General features: G+C 68.9%; 28 protein-coding genes. 18 read left to right on the top strand and 10 right to left on the bottom strand.

Annotated elements, in window-relative coordinates:
• The first annotated feature begins 36 nt into the window (after window positions 1-36).
• The 4 genes from HWD99_RS17985 to HWD99_RS17970 all read left to right on the top strand — a co-directional run bounded on the left by HWD99_RS17985 (window position 37) and on the right by HWD99_RS17970 (window position 3,601).
• Entirely contained in the window at window positions 37-957 is a 921-nt protein-coding gene (locus tag HWD99_RS17985; RefSeq protein WP_241797566.1) for an ACP S-malonyltransferase, read from the top strand.
• Window positions 954-1,955, top strand: a complete 1,002-nt coding sequence (locus tag HWD99_RS17980) for a beta-ketoacyl-ACP synthase III (protein WP_241797565.1) — start codon at window positions 954-956, stop codon at window positions 1,953-1,955. The genes HWD99_RS17985 and HWD99_RS17980 overlap by 4 nt, the downstream gene beginning before the upstream one ends.
• Window positions 1,956-2,023: 68 nt before the next feature.
• Complete coding sequence (locus HWD99_RS17975) at window positions 2,024-2,272, top strand: acyl carrier protein (protein ID WP_017830435.1); 249 nt, start codon at window positions 2,024-2,026, stop codon at window positions 2,270-2,272.
• A 90-nt stretch (window positions 2,273-2,362) separates the two neighbouring features.
• The gene (locus HWD99_RS17970; RefSeq protein ID WP_241797564.1) at window positions 2,363-3,601 is read left to right on the top strand and encodes a beta-ketoacyl synthase; all 1,239 of its coding nucleotides are present in this window, start codon (window positions 2,363-2,365) and stop codon (window positions 3,599-3,601) included.
• 84 nt (window positions 3,602-3,685) lie between these two features.
• Here HWD99_RS17970 and HWD99_RS17965 read toward each other — a convergent pair whose 3' ends face one another.
• Entirely contained in the window at window positions 3,686-4,351 is a 666-nt protein-coding gene (locus HWD99_RS17965) for a YitT family protein (RefSeq protein ID WP_241797563.1), read from the bottom strand.
• 95 nt (window positions 4,352-4,446) lie between these two features.
• Here HWD99_RS17965 and HWD99_RS17960 point away from each other — a divergent pair, with 95 nt between their 5' ends.
• Window positions 4,447-5,850, top strand: coding sequence for a PLP-dependent aminotransferase family protein (locus HWD99_RS17960; protein WP_241797562.1), 1,404 nt, complete (start codon window positions 4,447-4,449; stop codon window positions 5,848-5,850).
• Window positions 5,851-6,043: 193 nt separating this feature from the next.
• On the opposite strand, the gene HWD99_RS17955 is transcribed toward HWD99_RS17960, so the two are convergent.
• Window positions 6,044-6,547: a DUF3145 domain-containing protein gene (locus HWD99_RS17955; protein WP_241797561.1), complete on the bottom strand. Its 504-nt coding sequence runs from the start codon at window positions 6,545-6,547 to the stop codon at window positions 6,044-6,046.
• 187 nt (window positions 6,548-6,734) lie between these two features.
• Window positions 6,735-7,508, bottom strand: a complete 774-nt coding sequence (locus HWD99_RS17950) for a hypothetical protein (RefSeq protein WP_241797560.1) — start codon at window positions 7,506-7,508, stop codon at window positions 6,735-6,737.
• Between the two features lie 176 nt (window positions 7,509-7,684).
• Here HWD99_RS17950 and HWD99_RS17945 point away from each other — a divergent pair, with 176 nt between their 5' ends.
• The 3 genes from HWD99_RS17945 to HWD99_RS17935 are packed head-to-tail and all read left to right on the top strand — an operon-like array spanning window position 7,685 to window position 11,273.
• Window positions 7,685-9,688, top strand: a complete 2,004-nt coding sequence (locus HWD99_RS17945; RefSeq protein WP_241797559.1) for a DUF262 domain-containing protein — start codon at window positions 7,685-7,687, stop codon at window positions 9,686-9,688.
• A gap of 1 nt (window position 9,689) precedes the next feature.
• Window positions 9,690-10,937 (top strand): alpha/beta fold hydrolase, encoded by a 1,248-nt coding sequence (locus HWD99_RS17940; protein ID WP_241797558.1) that lies wholly within the window; start codon window positions 9,690-9,692, stop codon window positions 10,935-10,937.
• 54 nt (window positions 10,938-10,991) lie between these two features.
• Window positions 10,992-11,273 carry a hypothetical protein gene (locus HWD99_RS17935; protein ID WP_241797557.1) on the top strand — a complete coding sequence of 94 codons (282 nt, stop codon included), beginning with the start codon at window positions 10,992-10,994 and terminating at the stop codon, window positions 11,271-11,273.
• Window positions 11,274-11,339: 66 nt separating this feature from the next.
• Here HWD99_RS17935 and HWD99_RS17930 read toward each other — a convergent pair whose 3' ends face one another.
• The 3 genes from HWD99_RS17930 to glgA form a co-directional block, all read right to left on the bottom strand.
• Complete coding sequence (locus HWD99_RS17930; RefSeq protein WP_025103626.1) at window positions 11,340-11,597, bottom strand: type B 50S ribosomal protein L31; 258 nt, start codon at window positions 11,595-11,597, stop codon at window positions 11,340-11,342.
• Between the two features lie 91 nt (window positions 11,598-11,688).
• Window positions 11,689-12,474, bottom strand: a complete 786-nt coding sequence (locus tag HWD99_RS17925) for an ABC transporter ATP-binding protein (protein WP_241797556.1) — start codon at window positions 12,472-12,474, stop codon at window positions 11,689-11,691.
• Between the two features lie 17 nt (window positions 12,475-12,491).
• Window positions 12,492-13,676: a glycogen synthase gene (glgA, locus tag HWD99_RS17920; RefSeq protein ID WP_241797555.1), complete on the bottom strand. Its 1,185-nt coding sequence runs from the start codon at window positions 13,674-13,676 to the stop codon at window positions 12,492-12,494.
• A 69-nt stretch (window positions 13,677-13,745) separates the two neighbouring features.
• On the opposite strand from glgA, the gene glgC reads away from it, so the two are divergent.
• From glgC to HWD99_RS17905, 3 genes are read left to right on the top strand one after another with little or no spacing between them, the layout of a single operon-like run.
• Window positions 13,746-14,987 carry a glucose-1-phosphate adenylyltransferase gene (gene glgC / locus HWD99_RS17915; RefSeq protein ID WP_241797554.1) on the top strand — a complete coding sequence of 414 codons (1,242 nt, stop codon included), beginning with the start codon at window positions 13,746-13,748 and terminating at the stop codon, window positions 14,985-14,987.
• Window positions 14,988-15,027: 40 nt separating this feature from the next.
• Window positions 15,028-15,663: a phosphoserine phosphatase SerB gene (gene serB / locus HWD99_RS17910; protein WP_241797553.1), complete on the top strand. Its 636-nt coding sequence runs from the start codon at window positions 15,028-15,030 to the stop codon at window positions 15,661-15,663.
• Between the two features lie 32 nt (window positions 15,664-15,695).
• Window positions 15,696-16,400 carry an alpha/beta fold hydrolase gene (locus HWD99_RS17905; RefSeq protein WP_241797552.1) on the top strand — a complete coding sequence of 235 codons (705 nt, stop codon included), beginning with the start codon at window positions 15,696-15,698 and terminating at the stop codon, window positions 16,398-16,400.
• A gap of 31 nt (window positions 16,401-16,431) precedes the next feature.
• Here HWD99_RS17905 and HWD99_RS17900 read toward each other — a convergent pair whose 3' ends face one another.
• Window positions 16,432-17,142, bottom strand: a complete 711-nt coding sequence (locus HWD99_RS17900) for a beta-ketoacyl-ACP reductase (RefSeq protein WP_067119158.1) — start codon at window positions 17,140-17,142, stop codon at window positions 16,432-16,434.
• A gap of 138 nt (window positions 17,143-17,280) precedes the next feature.
• Between HWD99_RS17900 and HWD99_RS17895 the strand changes: the two genes are divergently transcribed.
• Genes HWD99_RS17895 through HWD99_RS17880 form a run of 4 tightly spaced genes read left to right on the top strand, consistent with a single transcriptional unit; the run spans window position 17,281 to window position 19,391 of the window.
• Window positions 17,281-17,985 carry a DUF4190 domain-containing protein gene (locus HWD99_RS17895; RefSeq protein WP_241797551.1) on the top strand — a complete coding sequence of 235 codons (705 nt, stop codon included), beginning with the start codon at window positions 17,281-17,283 and terminating at the stop codon, window positions 17,983-17,985.
• 52 nt (window positions 17,986-18,037) lie between these two features.
• Window positions 18,038-18,391, top strand: coding sequence for a DUF3099 domain-containing protein (locus tag HWD99_RS17890; protein ID WP_241797550.1), 354 nt, complete (start codon window positions 18,038-18,040; stop codon window positions 18,389-18,391).
• Window positions 18,388-18,582 (top strand): hypothetical protein, encoded by a 195-nt coding sequence (locus tag HWD99_RS17885; RefSeq protein ID WP_241797549.1) that lies wholly within the window; start codon window positions 18,388-18,390, stop codon window positions 18,580-18,582. Before HWD99_RS17890 ends, HWD99_RS17885 begins: the two co-directional genes overlap by 4 nt.
• Window positions 18,579-19,391 (top strand): SURF1 family protein, encoded by an 813-nt coding sequence (locus HWD99_RS17880; RefSeq protein WP_241797548.1) that lies wholly within the window; start codon window positions 18,579-18,581, stop codon window positions 19,389-19,391. The genes HWD99_RS17885 and HWD99_RS17880 overlap by 4 nt, the downstream gene beginning before the upstream one ends.
• A gap of 35 nt (window positions 19,392-19,426) precedes the next feature.
• Here the strand turns inward: HWD99_RS17880 and HWD99_RS17875 are convergent, their stop codons facing one another.
• From HWD99_RS17875 to HWD99_RS17865, 3 genes are all read right to left on the bottom strand, one after another.
• Window positions 19,427-20,032 (bottom strand): pyridoxamine 5'-phosphate oxidase family protein, encoded by a 606-nt coding sequence (locus tag HWD99_RS17875; RefSeq protein ID WP_241797547.1) that lies wholly within the window; start codon window positions 20,030-20,032, stop codon window positions 19,427-19,429.
• Between the two features lie 31 nt (window positions 20,033-20,063).
• Window positions 20,064-21,662, bottom strand: coding sequence for an ABC-F family ATP-binding cassette domain-containing protein (locus HWD99_RS17870; protein ID WP_241797546.1), 1,599 nt, complete (start codon window positions 21,660-21,662; stop codon window positions 20,064-20,066).
• A 109-nt stretch (window positions 21,663-21,771) separates the two neighbouring features.
• The gene (locus HWD99_RS17865) at window positions 21,772-22,092 is read right to left on the bottom strand and encodes a CHY zinc finger protein (protein WP_241797545.1); all 321 of its coding nucleotides are present in this window, start codon (window positions 22,090-22,092) and stop codon (window positions 21,772-21,774) included.
• 93 nt (window positions 22,093-22,185) lie between these two features.
• On the opposite strand from HWD99_RS17865, the gene HWD99_RS17860 reads away from it, so the two are divergent.
• Genes HWD99_RS17860 through HWD99_RS17850 form a run of 3 tightly spaced genes read left to right on the top strand, consistent with a single transcriptional unit; the run spans window position 22,186 to window position 24,792 of the window.
• The gene (locus HWD99_RS17860) at window positions 22,186-22,806 is read left to right on the top strand and encodes a DedA family protein (protein WP_241797544.1); all 621 of its coding nucleotides are present in this window, start codon (window positions 22,186-22,188) and stop codon (window positions 22,804-22,806) included.
• A gap of 5 nt (window positions 22,807-22,811) precedes the next feature.
• Window positions 22,812-24,062 carry a sensor histidine kinase gene (locus HWD99_RS17855; protein WP_241797543.1) on the top strand — a complete coding sequence of 417 codons (1,251 nt, stop codon included), beginning with the start codon at window positions 22,812-22,814 and terminating at the stop codon, window positions 24,060-24,062.
• A 58-nt stretch (window positions 24,063-24,120) separates the two neighbouring features.
• Window positions 24,121-24,792, top strand: coding sequence for a response regulator transcription factor (locus HWD99_RS17850; RefSeq protein WP_241797542.1), 672 nt, complete (start codon window positions 24,121-24,123; stop codon window positions 24,790-24,792).
• Window positions 24,793-24,929 lie beyond the last annotated feature (137 nt).

Raw genomic sequence — 24,929 nt, 5'->3', positions numbered from 1 at the left:
CCACCGCTCAGCCCGGATCGTTGGCAGACTGGGTGTGTGATTGTCGTCGTATGCCCGGGACAGGGCTCGCAAACCCCCGGTTTCCTCTCTCCTTGGCTCGAGCTGGAGGGCGTCTCCGACCGCATCGCCGCCTACTCCGAATCCGCCGGGGTCGACCTCGAGCAGCACGGAACGGTGTCGGATGCCGACACGATCCGCGACACGCGCATCGCTCAGCCGCTGATCGTCGCGGCCTCGCTGGTCGCCGCGACCGCGCTCACGGAACGTGCCGGACGCGTCGCCGACGGCGTCGCCGGGCATTCGGTCGGTGAGATCGCCGCGCTCGTGAGCAGCGGCGTGATCGACGCCGAGACCGGGATGCGCCTGGTCGGCATCCGCGGTCGTGCCATGGCCGACGCCGCGGCGCAGACCCCCACCGGCATGAGCGCGGTCCTCGGCGGCGACGAGGAGACGATCCTCACGCGACTCACCGAGCTCGGACTCTCCCCTGCCAACTACAACGGCGGCGGTCAGCTCGTCGTCGCCGGCGAGCTCGCCGGGCTCGATGCCCTCGCCAGCGAGCCGGTCAAGGGAACGCGCGTCATCCCGCTGCAGGTGGCCGGCGCGTTCCACACCTCCTACATGGAGTCGGCCGTCGCCGCGCTGCGCGATGCCGTCTCGACCGTCACGCCCGCGGACCCCGCGATCACGCTCTGGACGAACCGCGACGGGTCGGTCGTGTCCGACGGCGCACAGGCGCTCAGCTACCTCGTCGATCAGGTGTCGTCCCCCGTCCGATGGGATCTCTGCATGGCCTCCTTCGCCGATCACGGGATCACCGGTCTGATCGAGCTCGCTCCGGCCGGCGCGCTGACCGGTCTCGCCAAGCGCGGGCTGCGCGGCGTCCCCACCGTCGCAGTGAAGACCCCCGACGACCTCGACGCAGCGGTCGCGCTGCTGAACGGAGAAGCAGCATGACCGCCACCCTCGCCCAGGTCTCCGGCCCCGCGTACACCCGCATCCTCTCGTACGGCGCGGCGCGCGGCGAGAACGCGGTCCCGAACGACGACCTGATCGGTCCGATCGACTCGAGCGACGAGTGGATCCGTCAGCGGACGGGCATCATCACCCGTGTGCGGGCGGACAAGGGCACCGACGCCATCGATCTCGCGGCTCTCGCGGGGGCCGAGGCGATCGAGAAGGCCGGCGTTCCCGCCGACCAGGTCGACCTCGTCATCGTCGCCACCATCAGCAACCCGAAGCAGAGCCCCTCGGTCTCGGCCATCGTCGCCGACCGGGTGGGTGCGAACCCCGCGGCTGCCTACGACATCAATGCCGCGTGCGCCGGGTACGCCTACGCCGTGACCCAGGCCGACGCCCTGATCCGCGCGGGTGCCGCCCGGTACGCGCTGGTGATCGGCACCGAGAAGCTGTCCGACATCGTCGACCCGACCGACCGCAGCATCTCCTTCCTGCTGGGCGACGGGGCCGGCGCGGCCCTCATCGGCCCGAGCGACACGCCGGGGATCGCTCCCGCCGTCTGGGGCTCCGACGGATCGAAGGCCGATGCGGTCGGCATGAACGGCACCCTCACGGAGTTCCGCGACGGCGACGTCCCGTGGCCGACGCTGCGACAGGAGGGTCAGACGGTCTTCCGCTGGGCCGTCTGGGAGATGGCGAAGGTCGCCCGCGAAGCACTCGACCGCGCGGGCCTGCAGCCCGAGGACATCGCCGCCTTCATCCCCCACCAGGCGAACATGCGCATCATCGACGAGTTCGCCAAGCAGCTCAAGCTGCCGGAGACCACGGTCATCGCCCGCGACATCGAGACCACCGGCAACACCTCGGCGGCGTCGATCCCCCTCGCCAGCCACCGTCTGATGGCCGAGCACCCCGAGCTCTCGGGCGGCCTCGCGCTGCAGATCGGTTTCGGCGCGGGCCTCGTGTTCGCCGCTCAGGTCGTCGTCCTCCCCTGAGAACGCGCCGACTTTCCCTAGACTGTTCCACGGTTCCGAATACAACCCGTTAGAAAGAGGAAGACCACATGGCTTTCACCAACGATGAGGTCCTCGCTGGCCTCGCAGAGCTGATCACCGACGAGACCGGCATCAACGCCTCCGAGGTCGCCCTCGAGAAGTCGTTCACCGACGACCTCGACATCGACTCGATCTCGATGATGACGATCGTCGTCAACGCCGAGGAGAAGTTCGGCGTCACCATCCCCGACGACGAGGTCAAGAACCTCAAGACCGTCGGCGACGCCGTCTCCTTCATCGTCGCAGGCCAGGAGTAATCCACGAAGGATGCCACCCCCGCACCCGCGGGGCGTGGCATCCTCCGCCTTGCCCGCCTTCTGCTCGACCCGCCTGACAAGGAACCACACATGACCAAGCGCATCGTCGTCACCGGCATCGGCGCCACGTCCGCCATCGGCGGGACAGCTCCCGAGAACTGGACCAACCTGCTCGCAGGGCAGTCCGGCACCCGCACCCTCGAACACGACTGGGTTCAGCAGTACGAGCTGCCCGTCACCTTCGCCGCTGAGGCGATCGTCCGCCCCGAAGAGGTCCTGCCCCGCCACGAGGCGAAGCGGCTCGACCCCTCCTCGCAGTTCGCGCTCATCGCGGCTCGCGAGGCCTGGGCGGATGCAGGATCCCCCGAGGTCGCCCCCGAGCGCCTCGGCGTCGACTTCGCCACCGGCATCGGCGGCCTCTGGACCCTCCTCGACGCCTGGGACACCCTGCGTGAGAAGGGCCCCCGCCGCGTGATGCCCCTCACCGTGCCGATGCTCATGCCGAACGCCGCAGCCGGCAACCTGTCGCTGCAGTTCCAGGCCCGCGCCTACGCCCAGACCGTGGTCAGCGCGTGCGCCTCCAGCACCGAGTCGATCATCCACGCCTTCCACCACCTGCAGGACGGTCTCGCCGACGTCGTGATCGCCGGTGGCACCGAGTCGGCCATCCACCCGATCACGATGGCATCGTTCGCTTCGGCGCAGGCGCTGTCGCGCCGCAACGACGACCCGGCCACCGCCTCGCGCCCCGGCGCGATCGACCGCGACGGCTTCGTGATGGGCGAGGGCGCCGCAGCCCTCATCCTCGAGACAGAGGAGCACGCGAAGGCCCGCGGCGCCAAGATCTACGGCTACGTGTTGGGTGGCGGTGTGACCGCTGACGCGTACCACATCACGGGCAACGACCCCGAGGGCAACGGTGCCGCACGAGCCGTCACCCAGGCCCTCGACGAGGCCGGCATCACGGCAGACCAGGTCGCGCACATCAACGCGCACGCCACGTCGACCCCCGTCGGCGACCCCAACGAGTACGTGGCGCTGAAGAAGGTCTTCGGAGACCGCATCGATGAGATCCCGGTGTCCGCCACGAAGGCGTCGACCGGACATCTGCTCGGTGGCACGGGAGCACTCGAGGCGATCTTCTCGCTGCTCGCGCTGCGCGACCGGGTCGCCCCGCCGACCATCAACATGACCGAGCCCGACCCGGCAGTGCCGTTCAAGCTCTCGGGTGAGGCACAGCCCCTCGGCGACGGTCAGCTGTACGCGATCAGCAACTCGTTCGGCTTCGGCGGGCACAACGCCGTCGCCGTGTTCGCGAGCGCCGACTGACACGCAGACCGCATGGACGACGGCCCCCGGGTGTTCCCGGGGGCCGTCGTCGTGTGCAGGGGGCCGATTCGGCGGCCGGGTGCCTCAGGGGGCAGGAGTGCGCGCGAGCTGACGCGACCGCACGGTGCGCAGGCGCGTCATCCACGGCAGGAACCACCCGACGAGCGGGCCGACGCCGAAGGCGAAGAGAACGGTTCCGACGCCCACCGGGCCGCCGAGCAGGAAGCCGACGAGCAGGACTCCGCCCTCGATCAGGGTCCGCACGATCCATACGGGCCAGCCCGTCCGTCGCACGAGACCGGTCATGAGGCCGTCCCGAGGGCCGGGACCGAAGTCCGCAGAGATGTACAGCCCGGTGGCGAAGGCGAGCAGCAGCAGCCCGGCGACGAACATCGGCGCGCCCACCCAGACGGATGACGGGGCGGGGATCACGGCCAGGGCCAGATCGGCGCTCGGCCCGACCAGGAGTGCGTTGAGCAGCGTGCCGAGTCCGACCCGCTGGCGCAGGGGGATCCAGAGCAGCAGCACGACGACGGACACGAGCACGGTGACAGCGCCATAGCCGATGCCCGTCTGGCCCGCGACGCCGAGCGCGAGCACGTCCCAGGGAGCGACCCCGATCCCTCCGCGCACCATCAGACCGAGCGCGACGCCGTAGAGGAAGAGCCCGACCAGAAGCTGGAGGGCGCGCTCGACGAGGTCGCGGGGACCGGTGGCGGCGATCGGCAGGAAGACGAAGCGGAGGCGCATCCCTCTATCGTGGATGCACCTCGGCGGGGGAACAGCAGGCCACTCATCGAAAAGTGGCCTGCTGATAGCAGTCCACTTTGCGGCATGCTGGATGCATGACCTCACGACTCGTCGAGCAGCTGGGCGCACAGAGCGTGGCGGGCGCGACCGCGGCATCGCTCGCCGCCCAGATCCGCGCGCTGATCCTCGACGGACGGCTGACCGTCGGCGAGCGGCTGCCGAGCGAGCGTGCTCTGGCGCTCGAGCTTCGTCGATCGCGGTCCACGACCACCCGCGTCTACGGCCTCCTCGAGGATGAGGGATATGTCTCGCGGCTGCATGGCGGCAGCACCAGGGTCGCTCTGCCGCACGGCGCTCCGCACGCGATCGACGACGAGGACGACTCGTCCATCGACCTGTCGATCGCCTCGATGGACTCCACGCCGGGGCTGTACGACGCGACGGTGCGATCCCTCCCCCGCCTCGCCGCTCTGCGCGGCACCAGCGGATACTCGCTGCGCGGACTGCCCGAACTGCGCGAGGCTGTCGCCCGGCGTTTCATCGAACGGGGTGCGGACACGCATCCGGACGAGATCATCATCACGTCGGGAGCGGTCAACGCCTTCAACCTGGTCCTGGCGACGCTCGGATCCCGCGGAGAGCATGCCCTCGTCGAGCAGCCGACCTTCCCCCATGCCCTCGAAGCCCTTCATCGGCACGGTTATCGGATGCTCCCCACACCGGTCGACGCCGACGGCTGGGACGAGCGGCATCTGACCGACTCGCTGCTGCGCAGTCGCCCGCATGTCGCGTACCTCATCCCCGACTTCCACAACCCCACGGGCGCGTCGCTGACGGATGCCGAGAGATCCCGCATCGCCACGACGGCGCGGAGCGTGGGGACGCACGTGGTTGTCGACGAGACGACAGCGGAGCTCGACATCGACCGCGGCTGGTCGCCCCGCCCGATGGCGGCGTTCAGCCCGCACATCATCACGGTCGGCTCGATGTCGAAGATCGCCTGGGGAGGTCTCCGCATCGGATGGATCCGGGCGGCGCGCCCCCTCATCACCCGCCTGCTCACCACGCGCCCCTCCTTCGAACTCGGAACCGCCCTGCTCGAGCAGTGCATCGCCGTCGAGCTGCTCGACGACATGCCGGCGCTCACCGCGCACGTCGCGACCCGCCTGCGCGCCGGCCGGGCCGCGGTGGCCGCGGGACTCGAGTCCATCCCCGGAATCACCATGCCGCCGACCAGCGGAGGCCTCTCGGCATGGCTCGACCTCGGCGCTCCCGTGTCGACGGCCCTGTCCCTCGCTGCGCGTGATCACGGGCTCATCCTCCCCCCGGGACCGCGGTTCACGACGGGCGGCGTCCTGGAGCGACGCCTGCGCATGCCGATCACGCTGCCGCCCGAGAGGACGGTCGAGGCTGTCGATCGACTGAGGCTCGCCTGGAGGGATGTGACGGCGGGCGACGCCCCCCGCGGCCACGAGATGCCCCGCTCCGCCGTCATCTGAACGGCTCAGCCCGTGAGGTGAACGACGAAGACCCCGCCCCCTGCTGTCAGGGACGGGGTCCTCGTCATGTGGAACGGGAATTCGCCTTCTCAGCGTCCGGGATCACTCACCGGCATCCGATACTCGCGCCTTCCCGTTCCAGGTCTCTGTGCGCCCTCCGGCCTGTGTGCGGGTCCGGGCGCCGGTCGCTCGACTAGCCGACCTTGTGCAGCCACACGACGCGCGCGTCGTCGCTCGCGTGACGGAAGGGCTCGAGCTCCTCGTCCCAGGCCGAGCCCAGGGCGATGTCGAGCTCGCGCTGCAGTTCGACGGCGCTTCCGGCGGCGATCTCCATCGCATAGCGGATGCGGTCCTCGCCGATCACGATGTTGCCGGCGGCATCCGTCTGCGCGTAGTGGATGCCGAGGTCGGGGGTGTGCAGCCAGCGGCCGCCGTCACTGCGCGGGGTGGGATCCTCCGTGACCTCGAAGCGCAGGTGCTCCCAGCCGCGGATCGCCGTCGCGAGAGCGGCGCCGGTGCCGACCGGGCCGTCCCAGTAGAACTCCGCGCGCCGCGCACCGTCGAGCACCGGCTGATCGCTCCAATCGAAGTTCACAGCACGACCGATGGCGCGTCCCACCGCCCATTCGAGGTGCGGGCAGAGCGCGCGAGGTGCAGAGTGGATGAACACCACTCCGCGTGCGTAAGCCGTCGCCATGATCTCTCCGTTTCATCAGGTGCGTCTTCCCCAACGACCTGAACCATGAGAACTGGCGAGAATATGCGGTTATGCGCTAATTCTCACCCAGACCGGACGAAATCACAAGCATGCGATCCCATGACGAAGGCCCCGGTCCTGGGGACCGGGGCCTTCGGACCGTCTCCGGTCGTGGATCAGTGAGGGATCAGGCCTCGCTCATCGCCTGCTTGACCTGCTGGCCCTTGGCCGCGTAGTACGCGGCGCGGGCGGCGTCACGGCGCGCCTGCTCGGCGTAGCCGGCCTCGAGCACGTCCTGCGGGACCTCGACGTTCGGCACGTCCTGGGTGCCGTTGTACTTCTCGATGTAGGCGTCGAGCTCGGGGCCCGACGTCCACGACGTGATGAGGCAGTAGCGGGGCTCGGTGCCGACGTGGGTCGCCGCGTGCCACAGGCGCTGCGTGTCGACGATCAGCTGCGCGCCGGCGGGCAGAGCGATGCGGTACTCGATGCTCGGGTCGGTGCGGTTCTCACGAAGGACGAAGAAGCTGTCCTTGTCGTCGCTGAGGTTGAAGAACCCGCGGACGACCCAGCCGGTGCCGTCGGGGTTCAGACGGTTGTTGTCGTCCTGGTGGAGGTTGTAGAGGCACTCGCCGTACGGCGTCGGCTGCAGCTCGATGACGCGGCAGCGACCGACGTTCGCACCCGGCTCCTGCGCGCGGCGCGTCAGGTTGGGGGCCTTGGCCGTCTGCGAGTCGATCCAGACGCCGTCCTTGTCGGTGCGCGGCGGCTTGTGGTTCCAGAAGCCGTTGCACTCGATCTCACCCTTGGCGCTCGCGAGCGGCGCGAAGCGGGTGTCACCCGACGACTTCCAGTCGTTGTACTCGATGTCGAGCCACTCCTTGGGGTCGAGCTCCTGGTTGTAGCTGTCGAGCACGACGAAGCCCTTGTCTTCGAGCGCGGCGGACTTGATGTATCCCATGATCTGAACCAGATCCTCTCATCGGGGGCCAGCACGTTTTAACAGGCCCTGATTAGGCAAGCCTAACAGGGCGCCTCGGGAGCGCCTCCGAGGGTCGCCGTGAATAAGCGAATAGACTGAATCGGGCGCCTGGCGACTCCTCGGCGCCGTGCGTCACGGGAGGGCTAGACACCAGCATGAGCACTGCGACCAACGTCGAGGCGACAGCTGTCAACACGATCGAGTGGCTCGCGGCGGACTCCACAACCATCGTCGTTCCGGTGTATCAGCGGCAGTACCGGTGGGACATCGGCGGCTGCGAGCAGCTGCTCTCCGACGTCCGCGCCGTCGCGCGGGAAGACGCATCGCATCGGCACTTCATCGGCTCGATCCTCTCTGCCGCAGACGACTCCGACGCCGACACCGATCTCGTGCTGATCGACGGCCAGCAGCGCATCACGACGCTCATGCTGCTCGTCGCCGCCCTGCGGCACGCCGTGCAGGACTCGTCCCCCGAGCTCGCCGCGGAGCTCGACCGCGTGCTCGTGCGCCCCGACGATGCGACACGCACCAAGCTGCGCCCGCACGACGCCTGGGCCGAGCTCTACGAGTCCGTGGTGCTCGAGCGCGGCGACCACGCCGACCGCGAGTCGCGGTTCGACGACAACTACGCGTTCTTCCGCAGCCAGGTGCACGTCGACGAAGCCCCGCTGATCTGGCGGGGCCTGCAGAGACTCGAACACGTGTCGATCACGCTCGGCGCCGAGGCGAACGCGCAGCAGATCTTCGAGAGCCTGAACTCGACGGGCGAGCCGCTGCGCGATCACGAGCTCATCCACAACTACATCCTCATGGGGCTGACCCACGCCGAGCAGATCGACGTGGAGGCGCGGTTCTGGCTGCCGATCGAACGCCACACCGGCGAGACGATCGGCGCGTTCTGGCGGCACTACCTCGTGATGACGACAGGACGCGAGGTGGCCGCGAACGGCGAGCACGGCGTGTACAGCGCGTTCCGGCAGTCGTTCCCCCGCGTCGACCTCGATCACCTGCAGGCGGATGCCGAGGTCTGGCGGCACTACGCCGAGATCTACGGCATCCTGCTCGATCCCTCGCTCGAGCCCGACCCCGTGATCGCACGGCAGCTGCGCTTCGTGAACACCTTCGGGCGCGCGTCGTACCCGCTGGTCCTGAGCGTCTACAGCGACCACTCGCGTGGACTCATCGGGCGCGACGAGCTGATCGAGACCCTCGAGTGGATCCAGACGATGTACCTGCGACGCACGCTGGTCAACCTTCCCAACGAGCGGCTCGTGGCGCGCCTGTGCCGGGCCCGTGTGAACGGCCGGGACGCGTTGGCCCGCGCCTTCGCGCGCATCACACCGTCGGACGAACGCGTGAGTGCCGTCCTCAAGTACAGCGAGCTGCCGCATCCCGCCTACGTGCTCGCACGCCTGGAGGGCGTCGACGACGCACAGGATTTCGACGTCGAGCACATCGTGCCGACGGTTCCCAGCGACAGCTGGTCGGGCGACGGCACTCGCCCCTGGATCGAGTACTCGGACGACGAGCGCAACGCCCATCGGGCGCTCGCGCCCACGCTCGGCAACCTCACGCTCCTCGAGCAGCACCTGGCGGAGCGCGTCTTCGGCGAGTCATTCGCCGCCAAACGCGACTCCGCCTACGCGCGCAGCGCCGTTCCCGAGACCAGGGCGCTCGAGTCGACCGAGGCCTGGGGAACCGCGGCGATCTCGGAGCGCACCATCCGCCTCACCGCCGATCTGCTGCGCATCTGGGCGCGCCCCGCGCTGCCCGAGATCGACGACGACGGACTCACCCCCATCCTCGATGCGGTGCGTCGCCGAGGATGGCCGGCCGGCTGGGAACGCGAGTTCGAGTACGTGGAGTATCGAGGCGAGCGCTGGGAGGTCTTCGACGTCCGCCACCTCTTCAACCGCGTCTTCCGTCGCGCGTGGACCGACACCCGCGCGGCCGCCGTCTCGTACTGCGCCGCCCACGGCGGACCCATCTACGACGGGATGGCGTGGAAGGGCCAGTGGGACCAGCTCGACGAGTTGCACCACCTGTACATGGGGTGGGACTCGAACTACATGATGAACGCGGTGCAGGGCGTGCTCCAGGAGGCGGGCATCGCCTCCGAGGTGTTCGTCAAGTACTCCTATATCGGGAACGTGATGTGACATGACCACCACCATCCGCCGGCTGCTCGACCTCACCGTCGAGGAGCACACTCTGACCGTTCCTCTCGTCTGGGGCGATGCGGCCGACACCCGGACGATCGATGTGTTCGCCCGGGTCGTCACCCGCGAGGGGGGCGAGCGACTCCCCTACCTGGTCTTCCTGCAGGGCGGTCCCGGTCACGAGGCACCCCGTCCCTTCCACTCGTCGTCGTCCCCGGCCTGGCTCGACGAGGCGCTCGCGCACTACCGGGTGGTGATGCTCGACCAGCGCGGTACCGGTCTCTCCACACCCGTCGGCGACGCAGACCTCGCACAGGGCTCCCCGGCGGTCGCCGAGTACCTCACGCACCTGCGCGCCGACTCCATCGTCCGCGATTGCGAGGCGATGCGAGAGCACCTCGGAGCCGAGACGTGGAGCGTGCTCGGGCAGTCGTTCGGCGGCTTCACGACGCTCGCCTACCTGTCGACCGACGCGGACTCGCTCGCCGACGTCTTCATCACGGGTGGGCTCAGCACCGTGACCCGCCACCCCGACGAGGTGTACGCGCTCTGCTACGACAAGATGCGTTCGGCGTCGGAGCGCTACTACCGCCGATTCCCCGAGCACCGCGAGGTCATGCGCCGGCTCGTCGATCGCGCGGCTGCGGGCGACATCGTGCTCCCCGACGGCGAGGTCGTCTCGCCCTCGCGACTGCGTTCCGTCGGCTCCGCGCTCGGCACCGACGACGGCTGGCAGACCCTGTGGTCGCTTCTCGAGCGCGATCCCGCCTCGAATGCCTTCCGGTACGACCTCATGCACGCGATGCCGTACGGCGGCCGCAACCCCCTGTACTTCGCCTTCCACGAGTCGAGCTACGCGAACGGACATGCGACCCGGTGGTCGGCGGAGCGTGTGGAGCCCGACGACTTCCGCACGGACGTCACGCTCTTCACGGGCGAGCACATCCGTCGGGAGTGGACTGAGACCGTGCCGGCGTTCCAGCCCTGGCGCGATGTCGCTCTCGACCTGGCCGAGTTCGAGTGGCCGCGCATCTACGACGAGGTCGCGATCTCGGCATCCGGGGCCCGCGGTGCCGCGGCCGTCTACGTGAACGACGTGTACGTGCCCCTGGAGTACTCGCTCGAGACCGCCCGTCTGCTGCCCGGCGTCGTTCCCTGGGTCACCAGCGAACACGAGCACAACGGACTGCGCTCCGGCCCGGTCCTGACCCGCCTGATCGACCTCGCCCACGATCGCCGCATCCGCTGAGGATCGTCCCTGAGGTGGATGTCGGACTCGTCCGCATCCGCCTACCCTGAGATCATGACCGACACACTCGGGATGCTGCTCACGATCACGCTCCTCATCGTCGCCGCGATCGCGATCGTCGCTGCCGTCGTCACGGTCTACGCGAAGGTGCCCCTCGAGAAGAAGTACGACAGCGCCGGCGGTGGGCTGGGCGGCTCCTTCGAGGCGGTCTGGATGCCGTCGGCGCATGAAGCGGGCATGGAGCGCGACCGCCAGACGAAGCGCACGGCTCCCGCACCCGCTCCCGGCGACCCGCCCAGCAGGATCGACGGCGATCGCATCGTCCTCGACATCTGACGATCTCCGGACATACGACGAAGGCCCCGGTTCCGAGGAACCGGGGCCTTCGTCGTGCGGAGGTCGTTACTTCGACGATCCGCCGAAGCCCTTGAAGCGCTGGTTGAACTTCTCGACACGGCCGGCCGAGTCCATGATGCGCTGCTTGCCCGTGTAGAACGGGTGCGAGGCCGAGGAGATCTCGACGTCGATGACGGGGTACTCGACGCCGTCCAGCTCGATGGTCTTGTCGCTCGTGACCGTCGAACGGGTGAGGAACGTCTCTCCCGAACCGAGGTCGCGGAACACGACAGCCTTGTACTCGGGGTGAATGTCAGTCTTCATGGGATTCCTTAGTTGCTGCCCTGGATTGTGCCAGGGACGAGGGAAGTCTGCGGTGCAGAGAGCACCAAGGATCGATTCTATCAGATCGTGGTCAGGACGCCGCACGCGCGGCGTAGCGGCCGCTCTCGCTGGTGAGGGTGATCGGCATCCCGAAAGTCTCGCTCAGCGCGTCTGCCGTGAGCGTCTCGGCGACGGGTCCGGCCGCCACGATGCGTCCCTCGCGCATGAGGAGCACATGCGTGAAGCCCACCGGGATCTCCTCGACGTGATGGGTCACCATCAGCATCGCCGGAGTCGTCGGGGACGAGGCGTAGCCGCTGAGCAGTGCGAGGAGCTCTTCACGCGATCCGAGATCGAGAGACGCGGTCGGCTCGTCGAGCAGCAGCAGCTCGGGGTCGGTCATCACGGCGCGCGCGATCTGGACGCGCTTCTGCTCGCCGTCGCTCAGCGTGCCGAAGGTGCGATCCGCGAGGTGATCGAGTCGCCAGTCGCCGAGCACGCGCAGGGCACGACGCTCGTCGATGTCCTCATAGCTCTCGTTCCACCGACCGAGCACGGAGTACGCGGCGGTGAGCACGGTGTTCAGCACTGTCTCGTCGCGCGGCACGCGCTTCGCCATCGCCGACGACGCGAACCCGATGCGCGGACGCACCTCGAACACGTCGGTCCGACCCAGGGTCTCCCCCAGCACGGTGACGGTTCCCGCCGTCGGGTGCATCAGGGTGTCGGCGAGCTGCAGCAGCGTCGTCTTTCCCGCGCCGTTCGGGCCGAGGATCACCCAGCGCTGATCGTCGTCGACCTGCCAGGTCACGTGATCGATGATGTTGCGGCCCTCACGGCGCACGACGACGTCGGTGAATTCCAGAGCGCTCGACATGCTCCCAGCCTATCGGCTCAGCTGGTCAGCTCCGCGTAGAGCGCGCGCGTGGTGTCGGCGATCGCACCCCAGCTGAACTCGTCCCTGGCACGTTCGCGACCCGCCTGACCGTACTCGCGAGCTCGTTCCGGATCGGATGCGACCTCCGTGAGCGCGCGCGCGAGATCCGCGACGTACTGCTCCGGATCGACAGGGGTTCCGGTCCCGTCCTGCACCTGATCGATGGGGACCAGCCGTCCCGTGACGCCGTCGGCGACGACCTCGGGGATGCCTCCGGTGGCGGTTCCGACGACGGCGGCGCCGCAGGCCATCGCCTCGAGGTTCACGATCCCCAGGGGCTCGTAGACCGAGGGGCAGACGAAGGTCGTCGCCGCGGTGAGGATCGCCGACAGCTCGTCCCGCGGCAGCATCCGCTCGATCCAGATCACACCCTCTCGCGTCTGCTGCAGCAGCCGGACGCCTTCCTGCACCTCCGCCATGATCTCCGGCGTGTCCGGCGCGCCGGCGCACAGGACGAGCTGCACCTCCGGGGGCAGCAGGCTCGCTGCCCGCAGCAGGTAGGGCAGGCCCTTCTGGCGCGTGATGCGACCGACGAACACGACCGACGGGCGCGTCGGATCCATGCCGATCGACTCGAGCAGGGCCGGGTTCTGCACCGGTCGCCAGCGATCGACGTCGATGCCGTTGTGGATCACGCGGACCTTCGCGGGGTCGACCGCCGGGTAGCTGCGCAGGATGTCGGCGCGCATGCCCGCGCTCACCGCGATGACCGCGGCGGCGTTCTCGTAGGCGAGTTTCTCGATGCCGCTGGAGACGGCGTATCCGCCGCCCAGCTGCTCGGCCTTCCAGGGCCGCAGGGGCTCGAGACTGTGCGCCGTCAGGACGTGAGGGATGCCGTGCAGCTGCGAGGCGAGGTGACCGGCGAAGTTCGCGTACCAGGTGTGGCTGTGCACGATGTCGGCGTCGGAGATCGCCGCGACGATCTCGAGATCGGTCCCGAGCGTCTGGAGCGCGGGGTTCGCCGATGCCAGTCCCGCAGGTGTCTGGTAGGCCGAAGTCTGCGCCTCGTCACGCGGAGCACCGAAGGCCCTCACCTGTACATCGATATTCTGCCGCAGTGCCCCGACGAGCTCCGCGACGTGCACTCCCGCACCCCCGTAGATCTCCGGCGGGTATTCCTTCGTGATCATCTCGACGCGCATGTCTAGACGGTAGTGACTCACTTGTCCAGATGCTAGTTCGCCGGGCCGATTCGCCTCTATGGTTGGTGCATGTCCGCACCAAAGAAGATCTTCGGCATCATCCTCGCCGGCGGCGAGGGCAAGCGTCTCATGCCACTCACGGCCGATCGCGCGAAACCGGCAGTGCCGTTCGGCGGACAGTATCGACTGATCGATTTCGCGATCTCGAACCTGATCAACTCCGGTCTGCGACAGATCGTCGTGCTGACCCAGTACAAGTCGCACAGCCTCGATCGCCACATCTCGCAGACCTGGCGTATGTCGGCTCTGCTCGACTCGTACGTCACGTCGGTTCCCGCGCAGCAGCGCCTCGGCAAGAGGTGGTTCTCGGGCTCCGCCGACGCGATCCTGCAGAGCATGAACCTGATCAACGACGAGAAGCCCGACATCGTCGTGGTGATCGGCGCCGATCACGTCTACCGGATGGACTTCCGTCAGATGCTCGAGGCGCACATCGAGTCCGGCGCCAAGGCCACCGTCGCCGGCATCCGCCAGCCCCTCGCGATGGCCTCGCAGTTCGGCGTGATCGATGCCGACACCGAGACCGGTCGCATCAAGCAGTTCCTCGAGAAGCCGACCGACATCGCCGGTCTCGAGGACTCCCCGCACGAGGTACTCGCGTCGATGGGCAACTACATCTTCGATGCCGATGCGCTGATCGCGGCTGTCGAGGCCGATGGCGAGTCCCCCACGTCGGGTCACGACATGGGCGGCGATATTGTGCCCTACTTCGTCGACCGCGGCGAGGCCGGCTACTACGACATGAAGCAGAACGAGGTGCCGGGCTCTTCGCCGCGTGACCGCTCCTACTGGCGCGACGTGGGTACGATCGATTCCTTCTTCGACGCCCACATGGACCTGATCTCGACGCTGCCGATCTTCAACCTCTACAACATGGAGTGGCCGATCCACTCGCAGGCCGTGAACTCACCGCCCGCGAAGTTCGTCCGCGATTCGGTCGGACGCATCGGCAACGCGATCGATTCCATCGTCTCGCTCGGATCCGTGCTCTCGGGCACCCATCTCGAACGCAGCGTGGTCGGTCCGTGGACTCTCGCGGGGGGTGGATCGACGATCACCGACTCCGTGGTGTTCGACGGAGTCCGGGTCGGCGCAGGGTCCCGGGTGCATCGGGCCATCCTCGACAAGAACGTCGTCCTCGCCGACGGCGCGACCGTGGGCGTCGACCGCGAACGAGATCTCGCCCGTGGTTTCACGGTCACCGAGTCCGGCATCACCGTGGTGGGCAAGGGGCTCTTCATCGAGCGATGACACGTCACGCTGTCGTCCCGCGGATCGGTAGGCTCTGACAGTGACTTCCGCGCGCTTCCTCGTCGTCCTCGATGCCGATTCCACCCTGATCCGCAACGAGGTGATCGAGTTGATCGCCGACGAGGCCGGGCGCCGCGACGAGGTGCAGGCGGCCACCGAGGCGGCGATGCGCGGAGAGATCGACTTCGCGACGAGTCTGCGATCCCGAGTCGCCGCTCTCGAGGGCGTCCCGGTCGCGTCTTTCGCACGAGTGCTCGCGCGCATCGAGCCGACCCCCGGAGTCCGTGAACTCACCGCAGCAGTGCATGATCGCGGTGGTGTGGTCGGCGTCGTCTCGGGCGGATTCCACGAGATCCTCGATGACGTCGCGCCGGGTCTGGGTGTGGACCGGTGGCGCGCGAATCGCCTCGAGGTCGCCGACGGGACGCTCTCCGGTCGAGTGCACGGCGAGATCGTCGACGCGGCCGCCAAGGCGACGTCCCTGAGCGAGTGGGCCGACGAACTCGGCGTGCCCCGCCACGCCACGATCGCGATCGGCGACGGTGCGAACGACCTGCAGATGATGGCCGCCGCGGGTCTCGGACTCGCGTTCAACGCCAAGCCCGCGGTGCGCGCGGCAGCGAGCCTCGTGGTCGGCCCTCAGGATCTGTCCGAGGTCATCGCGCTCCTCCCCTGACGGATGTCGGCGCCCCGGACTATCGTCGGCGCATGGACATCATCCTCATCCCCGGACTCTGGCTCGAGGCATCGAGCTGGAGCGACGTCACCGCCGACCTCGAGCGCGCGGGCCACACCGTGCATCCGTTGACACTGCCCGGCGTGGGCGCGCCCGCCGCAGAGACCGCCGACATCGGCATCGCCGACTGGGTCGCCGCCGCAGTGACGGCCGTCGATGCCGCCGCGAAACCGGTCGTGGTCGTCGGCCACAGCGGGGGAGGCAACGTCGCGTGGGGCGTCGCCGACGCGAGACCCGACGACGTCTCGCGCGTCGTCTTCGTCGACACCGTTCCGCCCCCTCCGGGATCCGGCATCAGCGAGTTCGAGGTCGTGGACGGCGTCATCCCTTTCCCGGGCTGGGACTTCTTCCCCGCAGAAGACGTCGACGACCTCGACGACGACACGCGTGCGCGCACAGCGCGACTCGTGCACAGCGTTCCGGCACGAGTGCCGACAGACGAGATCAGCCTCCGCGACGACGCGCGTCACCGCGTACCGGTGACCCTGCTCATGGGTGGCCTCGATCGTGAGACCCTCGAGTCCGAACTCGATCAGTGGGGTCCGTACGCGGACGAGTTCCGGGCGATCGTCGATGCGGAGGTCGTCCGAATCGGTTCGGGGCACTGGCCGCAGTTCTCGGTTCCCCACCGGCTGGCGGAGCTCATCGACGCCGCGGCGACCCGCCGGGAGGGATGAGCGCCGGGTCGGGGTCAGGACCCGTCGGCCGTCAGTGTCCCATGCCGAGACCGCCGTCGACGGGAATCACGGCACCGGAGATGTAGCCCGACTCATCGCTCGCCAGCCACGTCACGACGCCGGCGACCTCGTCGGGGGTCGCGAAGCGGCCGGCGGGGATGTTCGCCTTGTACTGCTTCTGCGTCTCTTCGGGCAGCTCGGCGGTCATATCGGTCTCGATGAACCCGGGCGCCACGACGTTGGCGGTGATCCCCCGGCCCCCGAGCTCGCGGGTGAGAGAGCGCGCGAAGCCCACGAGGGCGCTCTTCGACGCCGAATAGTTCACCTGACCCGCCGAACCGTAGAGGCCGACGACGCTCGAGATGAGGATCACGCGACCGAAGCGGGCTCGCAGCATGCCCTTCGACGCACGCTTGACCACGCGGAACGTGCCGCCGAGGTTCGTGGCGACGACGCTGTCGAAGTCGTCCTCGCTCATGCGCAGGAGCAGGGTGTCTTTGGTGATGCCGGCGTTGGCTACCACGATCTCCACCGGGCCGAGCTGCTGCTCCACTTCGGTGAAGGCGGCGTCGAGCGCTGCGGCATCCGTGACGTCCGCCCGCACCGTCAAGGTCCCCTCGGGGCCCTCGCCGCTGCGCGCGGTCACCGCGACGCGATAGCCGTCACGCACGAAGCGCTCTGCGATGGCACGGCCGATTCCGCGGTTTCCACCGGTGACGAGGACGACGCGCTGAGAACTCATTTCCACTCCTGATCTGGCTCGCGGGGGTCGGCGGCCGGGTCGTGAACGATCCTACCGATGATGCGGATGCGCCACCTCGTCGGACGTTTGACAGAGACCCTTCGACACTGGAACCCTGAGTGCGACGAAAGGCATGACGTGAGCGACAGCAGCAGCCCCCTACCGGTGCCTCCCGCAGCCGGCCCCGACCAGCCGACCGCGCCGGTGCCGCCGTCGGCCACGCAGCCCACACTCCCGTACCCGCCGTCCCCGCAGGGCCTCCCGCCGGCCCCGCGTGCCGAGGCCGCAGCCACCCCGTCGCAGGCATACCCCGGTGCCGCACCGTCGTTCACCCCGCCGCCGGCACCGCCTGCCTCCGAGCTCGCGCCGTCTCAGCAGCAGCCGTACGGCACCGCGCAGCAGCCGTACGGCACCGCGCAGCAGCCGTACGGCGCTGCCCACCAGCCCTACGGCAGCACCGCGCAGCAGCCTTACGGCACCGCGCAGCAGCAGTACGGCGCTCGCACGCAGCAGGCGGGCTACCCGATCTACGGCGGCCAGTACACTCCCGTCTCGCGCCCGACCAGCGGCCTCGCGCTCACCTCCCTCATCTGCGGGATCGCCGGCGTCGTCCTGTTCTGGCTGTTCCTGCCGATGCTCGCATCGATCGTCGCGGTGATCACCGGCCACATGGCGCTTCGTCAGATCAAGGCCGACCCCTCACTCGGCGGCCGCGGCATGGCGATCGCGGGCGTGATCATGGGATACGTCATGGTGGCGTTCCTGGTGCTCAGCATCGCGGTCACCGTGTTCAGCTTCCTGTTCGTCGGCGCCTTCACCCTGCCGTTCATCTTCTCCAGCTGACGCCCCTGATCGGCGCGCCGTTCGAGCCAGGTCGGCGTAGGCTGGACTCATCGTGAAGAGCAAGCATCTGGTCCCCGCCGTGACCTCCCTGCCGCAGTCGCCGCAGGCCGAGGCGGACCATCGTGTGCGCCGCTATGCCCTGACGATGACCATCCGAATCGTCTGCTTCGCGCTCATGATGTTCGTGCAGCCCTACGGCTGGTACACCTGGGTCTTCGCCGCCGCCGCCGCGGTGCTGCCCTACATCGCCGTGGTGTTCGCGAACGCGGGCAGCGACAGCACCGAGACGACGGCCGAGTCCCCTCTGCAGGAGCTCGAAGCACCCGTCGTCGTCACCGAGGAGCCCGCGGCGCCGTCGGACCCCCAGGTCTTCACGATCCGGGAGAGCGGTCGGGACGACGCGTGAGCGAGCTGGAGTGCTCGCGTGCCGGATGCCGGAACGCGGCGACGGCTCAGGTCGTGTGGAGGAATCCGCGCATCCACGCCGCTGATCGCGAGAAGGTGTGGCTCGCCTGCGCCGAGCACGTCGACTTCCTCCGCGACTACCTGGCCGCCCGGGACTTCCCCGTGACCGTGAGAGACGGTGTTCCTTCGTGAGTTCCCGCCTGACCCGCTGGACGGTCTACGTCCTGATCGCGATCGGCTTCGCCATCGGCTGCGCCTTCCTCTCCCAGTGGCAGTTCGATCGCAACGAGTCGAGATCCGAGCAGATCGCGCTGGTCGAGAAGAACTACGACGCCGACCCCGTGCCGCTGGCGGATCTCGTCGGCTCCGACGGAGAGCTCGACGAGGGCGATGTCTGGCATCCGGTCGTGCTCACAGGCGAATACCTGAGCGATGAGCAGCTCCTCGTCCGCAACCGCCCGCACGGCGGTACGAGCGCGTTCGAGGTGCTGGTGCCGTTCCGCGACGCCGACGGGCGCGTCATCATCGTCGACCGCGGCTGGGTTCCGCCGGGCGACGGAGAATCGCCGGATGCCGTGCCCGCGCCGCCGGAGGGTGAGGTCGAGGTCATCGTTCGCCTGCGGCCGGGCGAGCAGCTGCCCGCCTCGGGACGCGGCGCCCCTGACGGCCAGGTGCCGACCATCAATCTGCCGTCGATCGCGGCGATCGTGGGCGGCGACGTCGTGACGAGCGCCTACGGGCAGATCGTCAGCGAGGACCCCGCTCCGGAGGTCGCGCTCGGTGGATTCGACTCCCCCACCGATGACCCCGGACCCCACCTGTCCTATGCGATCCAGTGGATCCTGTTCGCGCTGATGGGCTTCATCTTCATCGGATACATCATCCGCACCGAGATCATCAAGCACCGCGAGGAGCTCGAGGGAGCCCCGGCGCCGGTGAAGAAGTCCCGACGACGCGACCGAGACGCCGACGTCGAGGACGAGCTGCTCGACGCGCGCTGACGCCGTCGATCCGCGCGCGTCACGGCGTCACGACGTCACGGCGTCTGCCGATCCGTGGGGCCGCCGATGAGCGTCCGGTTCCAGCCTGTGTCGACGGCGTCATAGATCACCCGCGTGTGCCGTCGGTCTCGTGAGCCCTGCCAGAACTCGATGCGAGCGGGGACGATCCGCCACAGCACCCAGTCGCCGTCGGCGATGTCGGCCCGCGCGGCAGCGGAGCGCGCCGCGAGGTCGGCGGCGCTCTCCTCGGCCGTCGCCTCCTGCACGCGTCCGCGCACGCGCACGGCGCGCACCTGCGGCTGCCACCAGAAGTTCAGCGCCGCCGCGGGTGCGGCGGCGAGCTGCGCGCCCTTGCGTGACGATCTCGTGCTGGCGAACGCCCACCCGCGCTCGTCGATCCTCTTCAGGATGAGCGTGCGGGCATCGGGCAGCCCCTCTGCATCCACCGTCGCGAGGGTCACCGTGTGAGGCTCCGGCACCCCGGCGGCATCCGCCGTACGCAGCCACGCCGCGAAGAGGCTCGTCGGATCGTCCGGCAACGCGCTGAGGTCCCAGTCCGGGGCACTGCCGGTGAGGGCGTGCCGTCCTCTCAACCACTCGTTGAGGGGGCGGGTATCCAGGTCATCGTCGCTGTGCGTCACGCTCTCGACTATGCCATGCGAGGCGGGGCGATCAGGCGAGCTCGATGAGGTCCTGGTACTCCTGGCTCCAGATGTCCTCGACGCCGTCGGGCAGGATCAGCACGCGCTCGGGATTCAGCGACTGCACGGCGCCGGGGTCGTGCGAGACGAGCACGACGGCACCCTCGTAGTGCGCGAGGGCACCGAGGATCTCTTCGCGCGAGGCGGGGTCGAGGTTGTTGGTCGGCTCATCGAGCAGCAGCAGGTTGGCCGAGGAGACGACGAGCGTCGCGAGCGACAGTCGCGTCTTCTCCCCTCCGGACAGCACTCCCGCGGGCTTCAGGACGTCGTCTCCCGTGAACAGGAAGGAGCCGAGCACCTTGCGCGCTTCCATCTCGGTGATGTGCGGCGCCGCCGACACCATGTTCTCGAGCACCGATCGGTTCACGTCGAGGTTCTCGTGCTCCTGCGCGTAGTACCCGACCTTGAGTCCATGGCCGGGTTCGAGCTGGCCGGTGTCGGGCTTGTCGACACCCGCGAGCATGCGCAGGAGGGTCGTCTTCCCCGCACCGTTGAGTCCGAGCACGACGACCTTCGAACCGCGGTCGATGGCGAGATCGACATCGGTGAAGATCTCGAGCGAACCGTACGACTTCGACAGCCCCGTCGCCATCATCGGAGTCTTGCCGCACGGCGCGGGCTTCGGGAAGCGCAGTTTCGCCACGCGATCTTCCTGGCGCACGTCGTCGAGACCGGCGAGCAGCTTCTCGGCACGGGCGATCATCTGGTGAGCGGCAGCGGCCTTCGATGCCTTCGCCCCGAAGCGCGCCGCCTGCAGCTGCAGGGTGGTCGCCTTCTTCTCGGCGTTGGCGCGCTCCTTCTTGCGGCGTTCCTCGTCGGCCACCCGCTGGCGCAGGTAGTTCTTCCAGTTCATGTTGTACGTGTCGATGACCTGACGGTTCGCGTCGAGGTAGAACACGCGGTTGACCGTCTCGCCGACGAGCTCCACGTCGTGGCTGATCACGATCAGGCCACCCTTGTAGTTCTTCAGGAACTCGCGCAGCCACACGACACTGTCGGCGTCGAGGTGGTTGGTCGGCTCGTCGAGGATCATCGTCTCGGCGTCGGAGAACAGGATGCGCGCCAGCTCGATGCGACGACGCTGACCGCCCGACAGGGTCGACAGCGGCTGGTCGAGGATGCGGTCGGGCAGCGACAGGTTGTTGGCGATCGACGCCGCCTCCGCCTCTGCCGCGTAGCCGCCCTGCGCCTCGAACTGCTCGGTGAGACGGGCGTAGCGCTTCATCGCCTTGTCAGCGACAGCGGGATCGTCAGAGCCCATCGCGAGAGCCGCCTCGGACATCCCGAGGTTGAGCTGGCCGAGGCCGCGCGCGTCGAGGATGCGCGTGCGCGCCAGGTCCTCCGGGTTTCCGGAGCGGGGGTCCTGAGGCAGGTATCCGAGCTCGCCGGAGCGGGTCACGGAGCCGCCGGACGGGAGGACATCACCGGCGAGCACCTTGGTGAGCGTGGTCTTGCCTGCGCCGTTGCGTCCGACGAGACCGATCTTGTCTCCGTCGCTCACGCGGAACGACACGTTCTCCATCAGGAGGCGTGCGCCCACGCGGATCTCGAGTTCGTGCACGGCAAGCACAGCGGGATGTCCGTTCGTTCAGGGGGAAGCGGCCGAGCGGCCAAACTCCCAGTATAGATCGCTCGGCTGAGTGTTCCGGTGATGCCGCGAGGTCGGGCGTGGAAGCCGGTCAGTCGAAGTACAGACGGTGATGCAGCCGGCACCCCGGATTGAAGCCCGCCTCGCAGGTCGGGCATGCGGACACCTCCAGGTAGTCGGCGATGCTCAGCGCCGTGCCGCAGACGCCGCAGAGCACGGCCTCCGTCGAACGTGCATCCGTCGGCCACGGACGCGCATCGTGATCGGCGGTCGCCTCATGGCACAGATGACAGGGGTACCACCCGCCGCAGCAGGCGAACCGCAGCGCGATCACGTCGAGCGGACCACGGTAGTGCTCGCAGCGCGTCTCGTCGTCGATGAGCAGTCCCTGCACCGGCGTCGCGCCGACCACGGCCGTGCGCCCCTCGGATCTCCCTCTCCGGAGGGATGCGGTCGATACCGCAGAGTGATGCTCCACCCGCCACCTGCTTCCTAGCCTTCTCGGGTGGATGTTATCAACGAGCTCATTCTGCAGACCGTGGCGTCGCCCTGGCTGTTCGCGGTGTTGCTGGCCGTGACCATCGTCGACGGATTCTTCCCGCCCGTGCCGAGCGAGACGGTGCTCGTCGCGGCCGCCGCGGTGCTGGCATCGGCCGGCGACGTCTGGGCGCTGCTGCCCCTCGGACTCATCGCCGCGATCGGAGCAACGATCGGCGACAACATCGCCTTCGCTCTCGGGCGCAGGCTGGGCACGACCCGCTGGGCCTGGATGCGTCGACCGGGAGTCGCCCGCGCCTTCGCCCATGCCGAGAGTGCACTCGCGCATCGCAGCGCCGCACTCATCCTGGGGGCCCGCTACATCCCGGTCGGCCGCGTCGCCGTCAACATGTCGGCAGGCGCGCTGGGATTCCCCTGGCGCAGGTTCCTCCCGCTGAGTGTGCTCGCGGGCATCAGCTGGAGCGCACTCAGCCTCGCGATAGGCCTGCTCGCGGGCTCGTGGATCACCGACCAGCCGGTGATCAGCGCGGGGATCGGCGTCGCGATCGCGCTCGTCGTCGGCGTGGCCATCGACCGGATCACCGCGGTCCGCCGTCGCCGCGCGCCGGTTGCACAACTGGCAGGATGACAGACATGGCACGTCGTCGGCCGCGCCCCGAGCGCGCTCCCCGCATCAGCCGCCGCACCGGTGTGCTCGTCGCGGTCGGTGCCGTCTGCCTGGCGCTCTTCTCGATCCTCGTTCCGCTCCAGACCGTCCTCTACGGAACGCCGCTCCCCCTGGCGTTCATCCTCGGTGCCGCGATGTGCGCCGCGCCGCTGCTCGCGATCTCCCATCCTCGTTGGGCGGTCGCGATGTTCTGCGTGGCCGCCTTCACCCTGCCCCTGCTCGCCACCTCCGAGCTCGCGACGACCGCCCCCTGGCCGTGGTCGGTCCCCGCTCTCCTCGCATTCGCGCTCTTCGTGGGTGTCGTGACCTTCGTGCACGGCGCCCGGCTCGGTGCCTTCTCTCTCATTCTCGGCGCCCTCCTCGCGCTCACGGCCCCGTTGCTGCGGCCCGAGATCGTCGCGACGACGCCGACGGCCGGCAGCGCCACGGCCGACCTCATCGTGACGGGATCCGTGGCCACGGCCACCTATCTGGTCGCGATCCTCATCGCCGGGCGCGTGCGCGTCTCGGCGGAGCTCGTGCGGGAGCGCGAGCACTCGGCGCTCGAGGAGTCGCGCCGCGCGCTCGTCGAAGAGCGCACCCGCATCGCGCGCGAGCTGCACGACGTGATCGCTCACAGCATGTCGGTGATCCAGGTGCAGGCATCGACGGCGCGGTACCGGCTTCCCGAGATCGGCGAGGCCGAGGCATCCGAGTTCGAGAGCATCGCCGCCACCGCGCGATCCTCACTCACCGAGATGCGTCGCATGCTCGGAGTCCTGCGCACAGAGGATCAGGCCGCGGAGCTCACTCCGCAGCAGGGACTCGCCGACATCCCCGCGCTCGTCGACAGCATCAGGCGAGCAGGGGTCATGGTCGGGCTCGAGATCACGGGCTCCGTGGCCGACGCGCCGCAGACCGTGCAGATCGCCGCCTTCCGCATCGTGCAGGAGGCCCTGAGCAATGCCGTGCGGCATGCCTCGGGCGCCGCGGTCACGCTCAGGGTGCAGGCCGGTGCCGAGGCGATCGTCATCCGAATCCGCAATGCGCGTCCCTCCTCCACCCCGGCCGCGGCGCCTTCCGGCGGATACGGCCTCCGCGGCATGCGCGAACGAGTCGAACTGCTCGGCGGGATGTTCACGGCCGGCCCCACCTCGGAGGGCGGGTGGGAGGTCACCGCCTCCCTGCCGACAGCCGACATCGTGGACCGCGAGACGACCATGGACCCGTCGCGATGACCGATCCCGTCGAGATGCCCGCTGACACCGATACGACCGCCGACACCCAGGAGACCCCGTGACGATCACCGTCCTCATCGCAGACGACCAGGCGATGGTGCGCGCCGGATTCGCGGCTCTGCTCGACGCGCACGAGGGCATCCGCGTCACGGGACAGGCGGCGGACGGAGCCGAGGCGATCACCCTGGCCGCTCGCCTCGACCCCGACGTCATCCTGATGGACGTGAGGATGCCGGGACTCGACGGCATCGAGGCCACACGCCGCATCCTCGGCCCCGGGTATCCCGCGGCGCACGTCCCGCGCATCCTCATGCTGACGACCTTCGACATCGACGACTACGTGTACGACGCATTGGAGGCCGGAGCGAGTGGGTTCCTGCTGAAGGACGCTCTTCCCGAAGAGCTCGTGCACGCCGTGCGCGTGGTGGCCGGCGGTGACGCGCTGCTCGCCCCCAGCGTGACCAGGCGGATGATCGAGCAGTTCGCCGGCCGCCGACCTCGCGCGCCCCGCGCGGCGACCGCACTCGCCGACCTGACGGATCGCGAACGCGAGGTGCTGGTGCTCATCGGCAGGGGCAGGTCGAACAGCGAGATCGCCGGCGACCTCTTCATCGCCGAGCAGACGGTCAAGACCCACGTGGGCAAGGTGCTCGCCAAGCTCGGCGTGCGCGACCGCGTGCACGCCGTGATCCTCGCCTACGACGCGGGCCTCGTCGAACCCGCATCCTGACCGGAGGCCGGAACTCGGCAGCCCGGGCGCCCCCGCCGTCTCACACCGGAGTAGGGGTGTGAACCAGTCCAGGGGGTGATCCCTCGCCGGGCACCCCGTCCATAGGCTCCTCGGACACCGCATCCGAGGAGGACACC

The organism is Microbacterium sp. C5A9, assembly GCF_022627955.1.
GTDB lineage: Bacteria > Actinomycetota > Actinomycetes > Actinomycetales > Microbacteriaceae > Microbacterium.
The sequence above is the reverse complement of the archived record's forward strand: the minus strand, read 5'-3'. Positions and strand labels throughout refer to the sequence as shown.

Bases quoted from the DNA above. Each gene is read 5' to 3' on its own strand.
- HWD99_RS17905 (WP_241797552.1), top strand. From the start codon at position 15,696: ATGGACATCATCCTCATCCCCGGACTCTGGCTCGAGGCATCGAGCTGG.
- HWD99_RS17945 (WP_241797559.1), top strand. From the start codon at position 7,685: ATGAGCACTGCGACCAACGTCGAGGCGACAGCTGTCAACACGATCGAG.
- HWD99_RS17925 (WP_241797556.1), bottom strand. From the start codon at position 12,474: ATGTCGAGCGCTCTGGAATTCACCGACGTCGTCGTGCGCCGTGAGGGC.
- HWD99_RS17900 (WP_067119158.1), bottom strand. From the start codon at position 17,142: ATGAGTTCTCAGCGCGTCGTCCTCGTCACCGGTGGAAACCGCGGAATC.
- glgC (WP_241797554.1), top strand. From the start codon at position 13,746: ATGTCCGCACCAAAGAAGATCTTCGGCATCATCCTCGCCGGCGGCGAG.
- HWD99_RS17960 (WP_241797562.1), top strand. From the start codon at position 4,447: ATGACCTCACGACTCGTCGAGCAGCTGGGCGCACAGAGCGTGGCGGGC.
- HWD99_RS17930 (WP_025103626.1), bottom strand. From the start codon at position 11,597: ATGAAGACTGACATTCACCCCGAGTACAAGGCTGTCGTGTTCCGCGAC.
- HWD99_RS17955 (WP_241797561.1), bottom strand. From the start codon at position 6,547: ATGGCGACGGCTTACGCACGCGGAGTGGTGTTCATCCACTCTGCACCT.
- HWD99_RS17940 (WP_241797558.1), top strand. From the start codon at position 9,690: ATGACCACCACCATCCGCCGGCTGCTCGACCTCACCGTCGAGGAGCAC.
- HWD99_RS17975 (WP_017830435.1), top strand. From the start codon at position 2,024: ATGGCTTTCACCAACGATGAGGTCCTCGCTGGCCTCGCAGAGCTGATC.
- HWD99_RS17855 (WP_241797543.1), top strand. From the start codon at position 22,812: ATGGCACGTCGTCGGCCGCGCCCCGAGCGCGCTCCCCGCATCAGCCGC.
- HWD99_RS17980 (WP_241797565.1), top strand. From the start codon at position 954: ATGACCGCCACCCTCGCCCAGGTCTCCGGCCCCGCGTACACCCGCATC.
- HWD99_RS17970 (WP_241797564.1), top strand. From the start codon at position 2,363: ATGACCAAGCGCATCGTCGTCACCGGCATCGGCGCCACGTCCGCCATC.
- glgA (WP_241797555.1), bottom strand. From the start codon at position 13,676: ATGCGCGTCGAGATGATCACGAAGGAATACCCGCCGGAGATCTACGGG.
- HWD99_RS17950 (WP_241797560.1), bottom strand. From the start codon at position 7,508: ATGGGATACATCAAGTCCGCCGCGCTCGAAGACAAGGGCTTCGTCGTG.
- HWD99_RS17965 (WP_241797563.1), bottom strand. From the start codon at position 4,351: ATGCGCCTCCGCTTCGTCTTCCTGCCGATCGCCGCCACCGGTCCCCGC.
- HWD99_RS17935 (WP_241797557.1), top strand. From the start codon at position 10,992: ATGACCGACACACTCGGGATGCTGCTCACGATCACGCTCCTCATCGTC.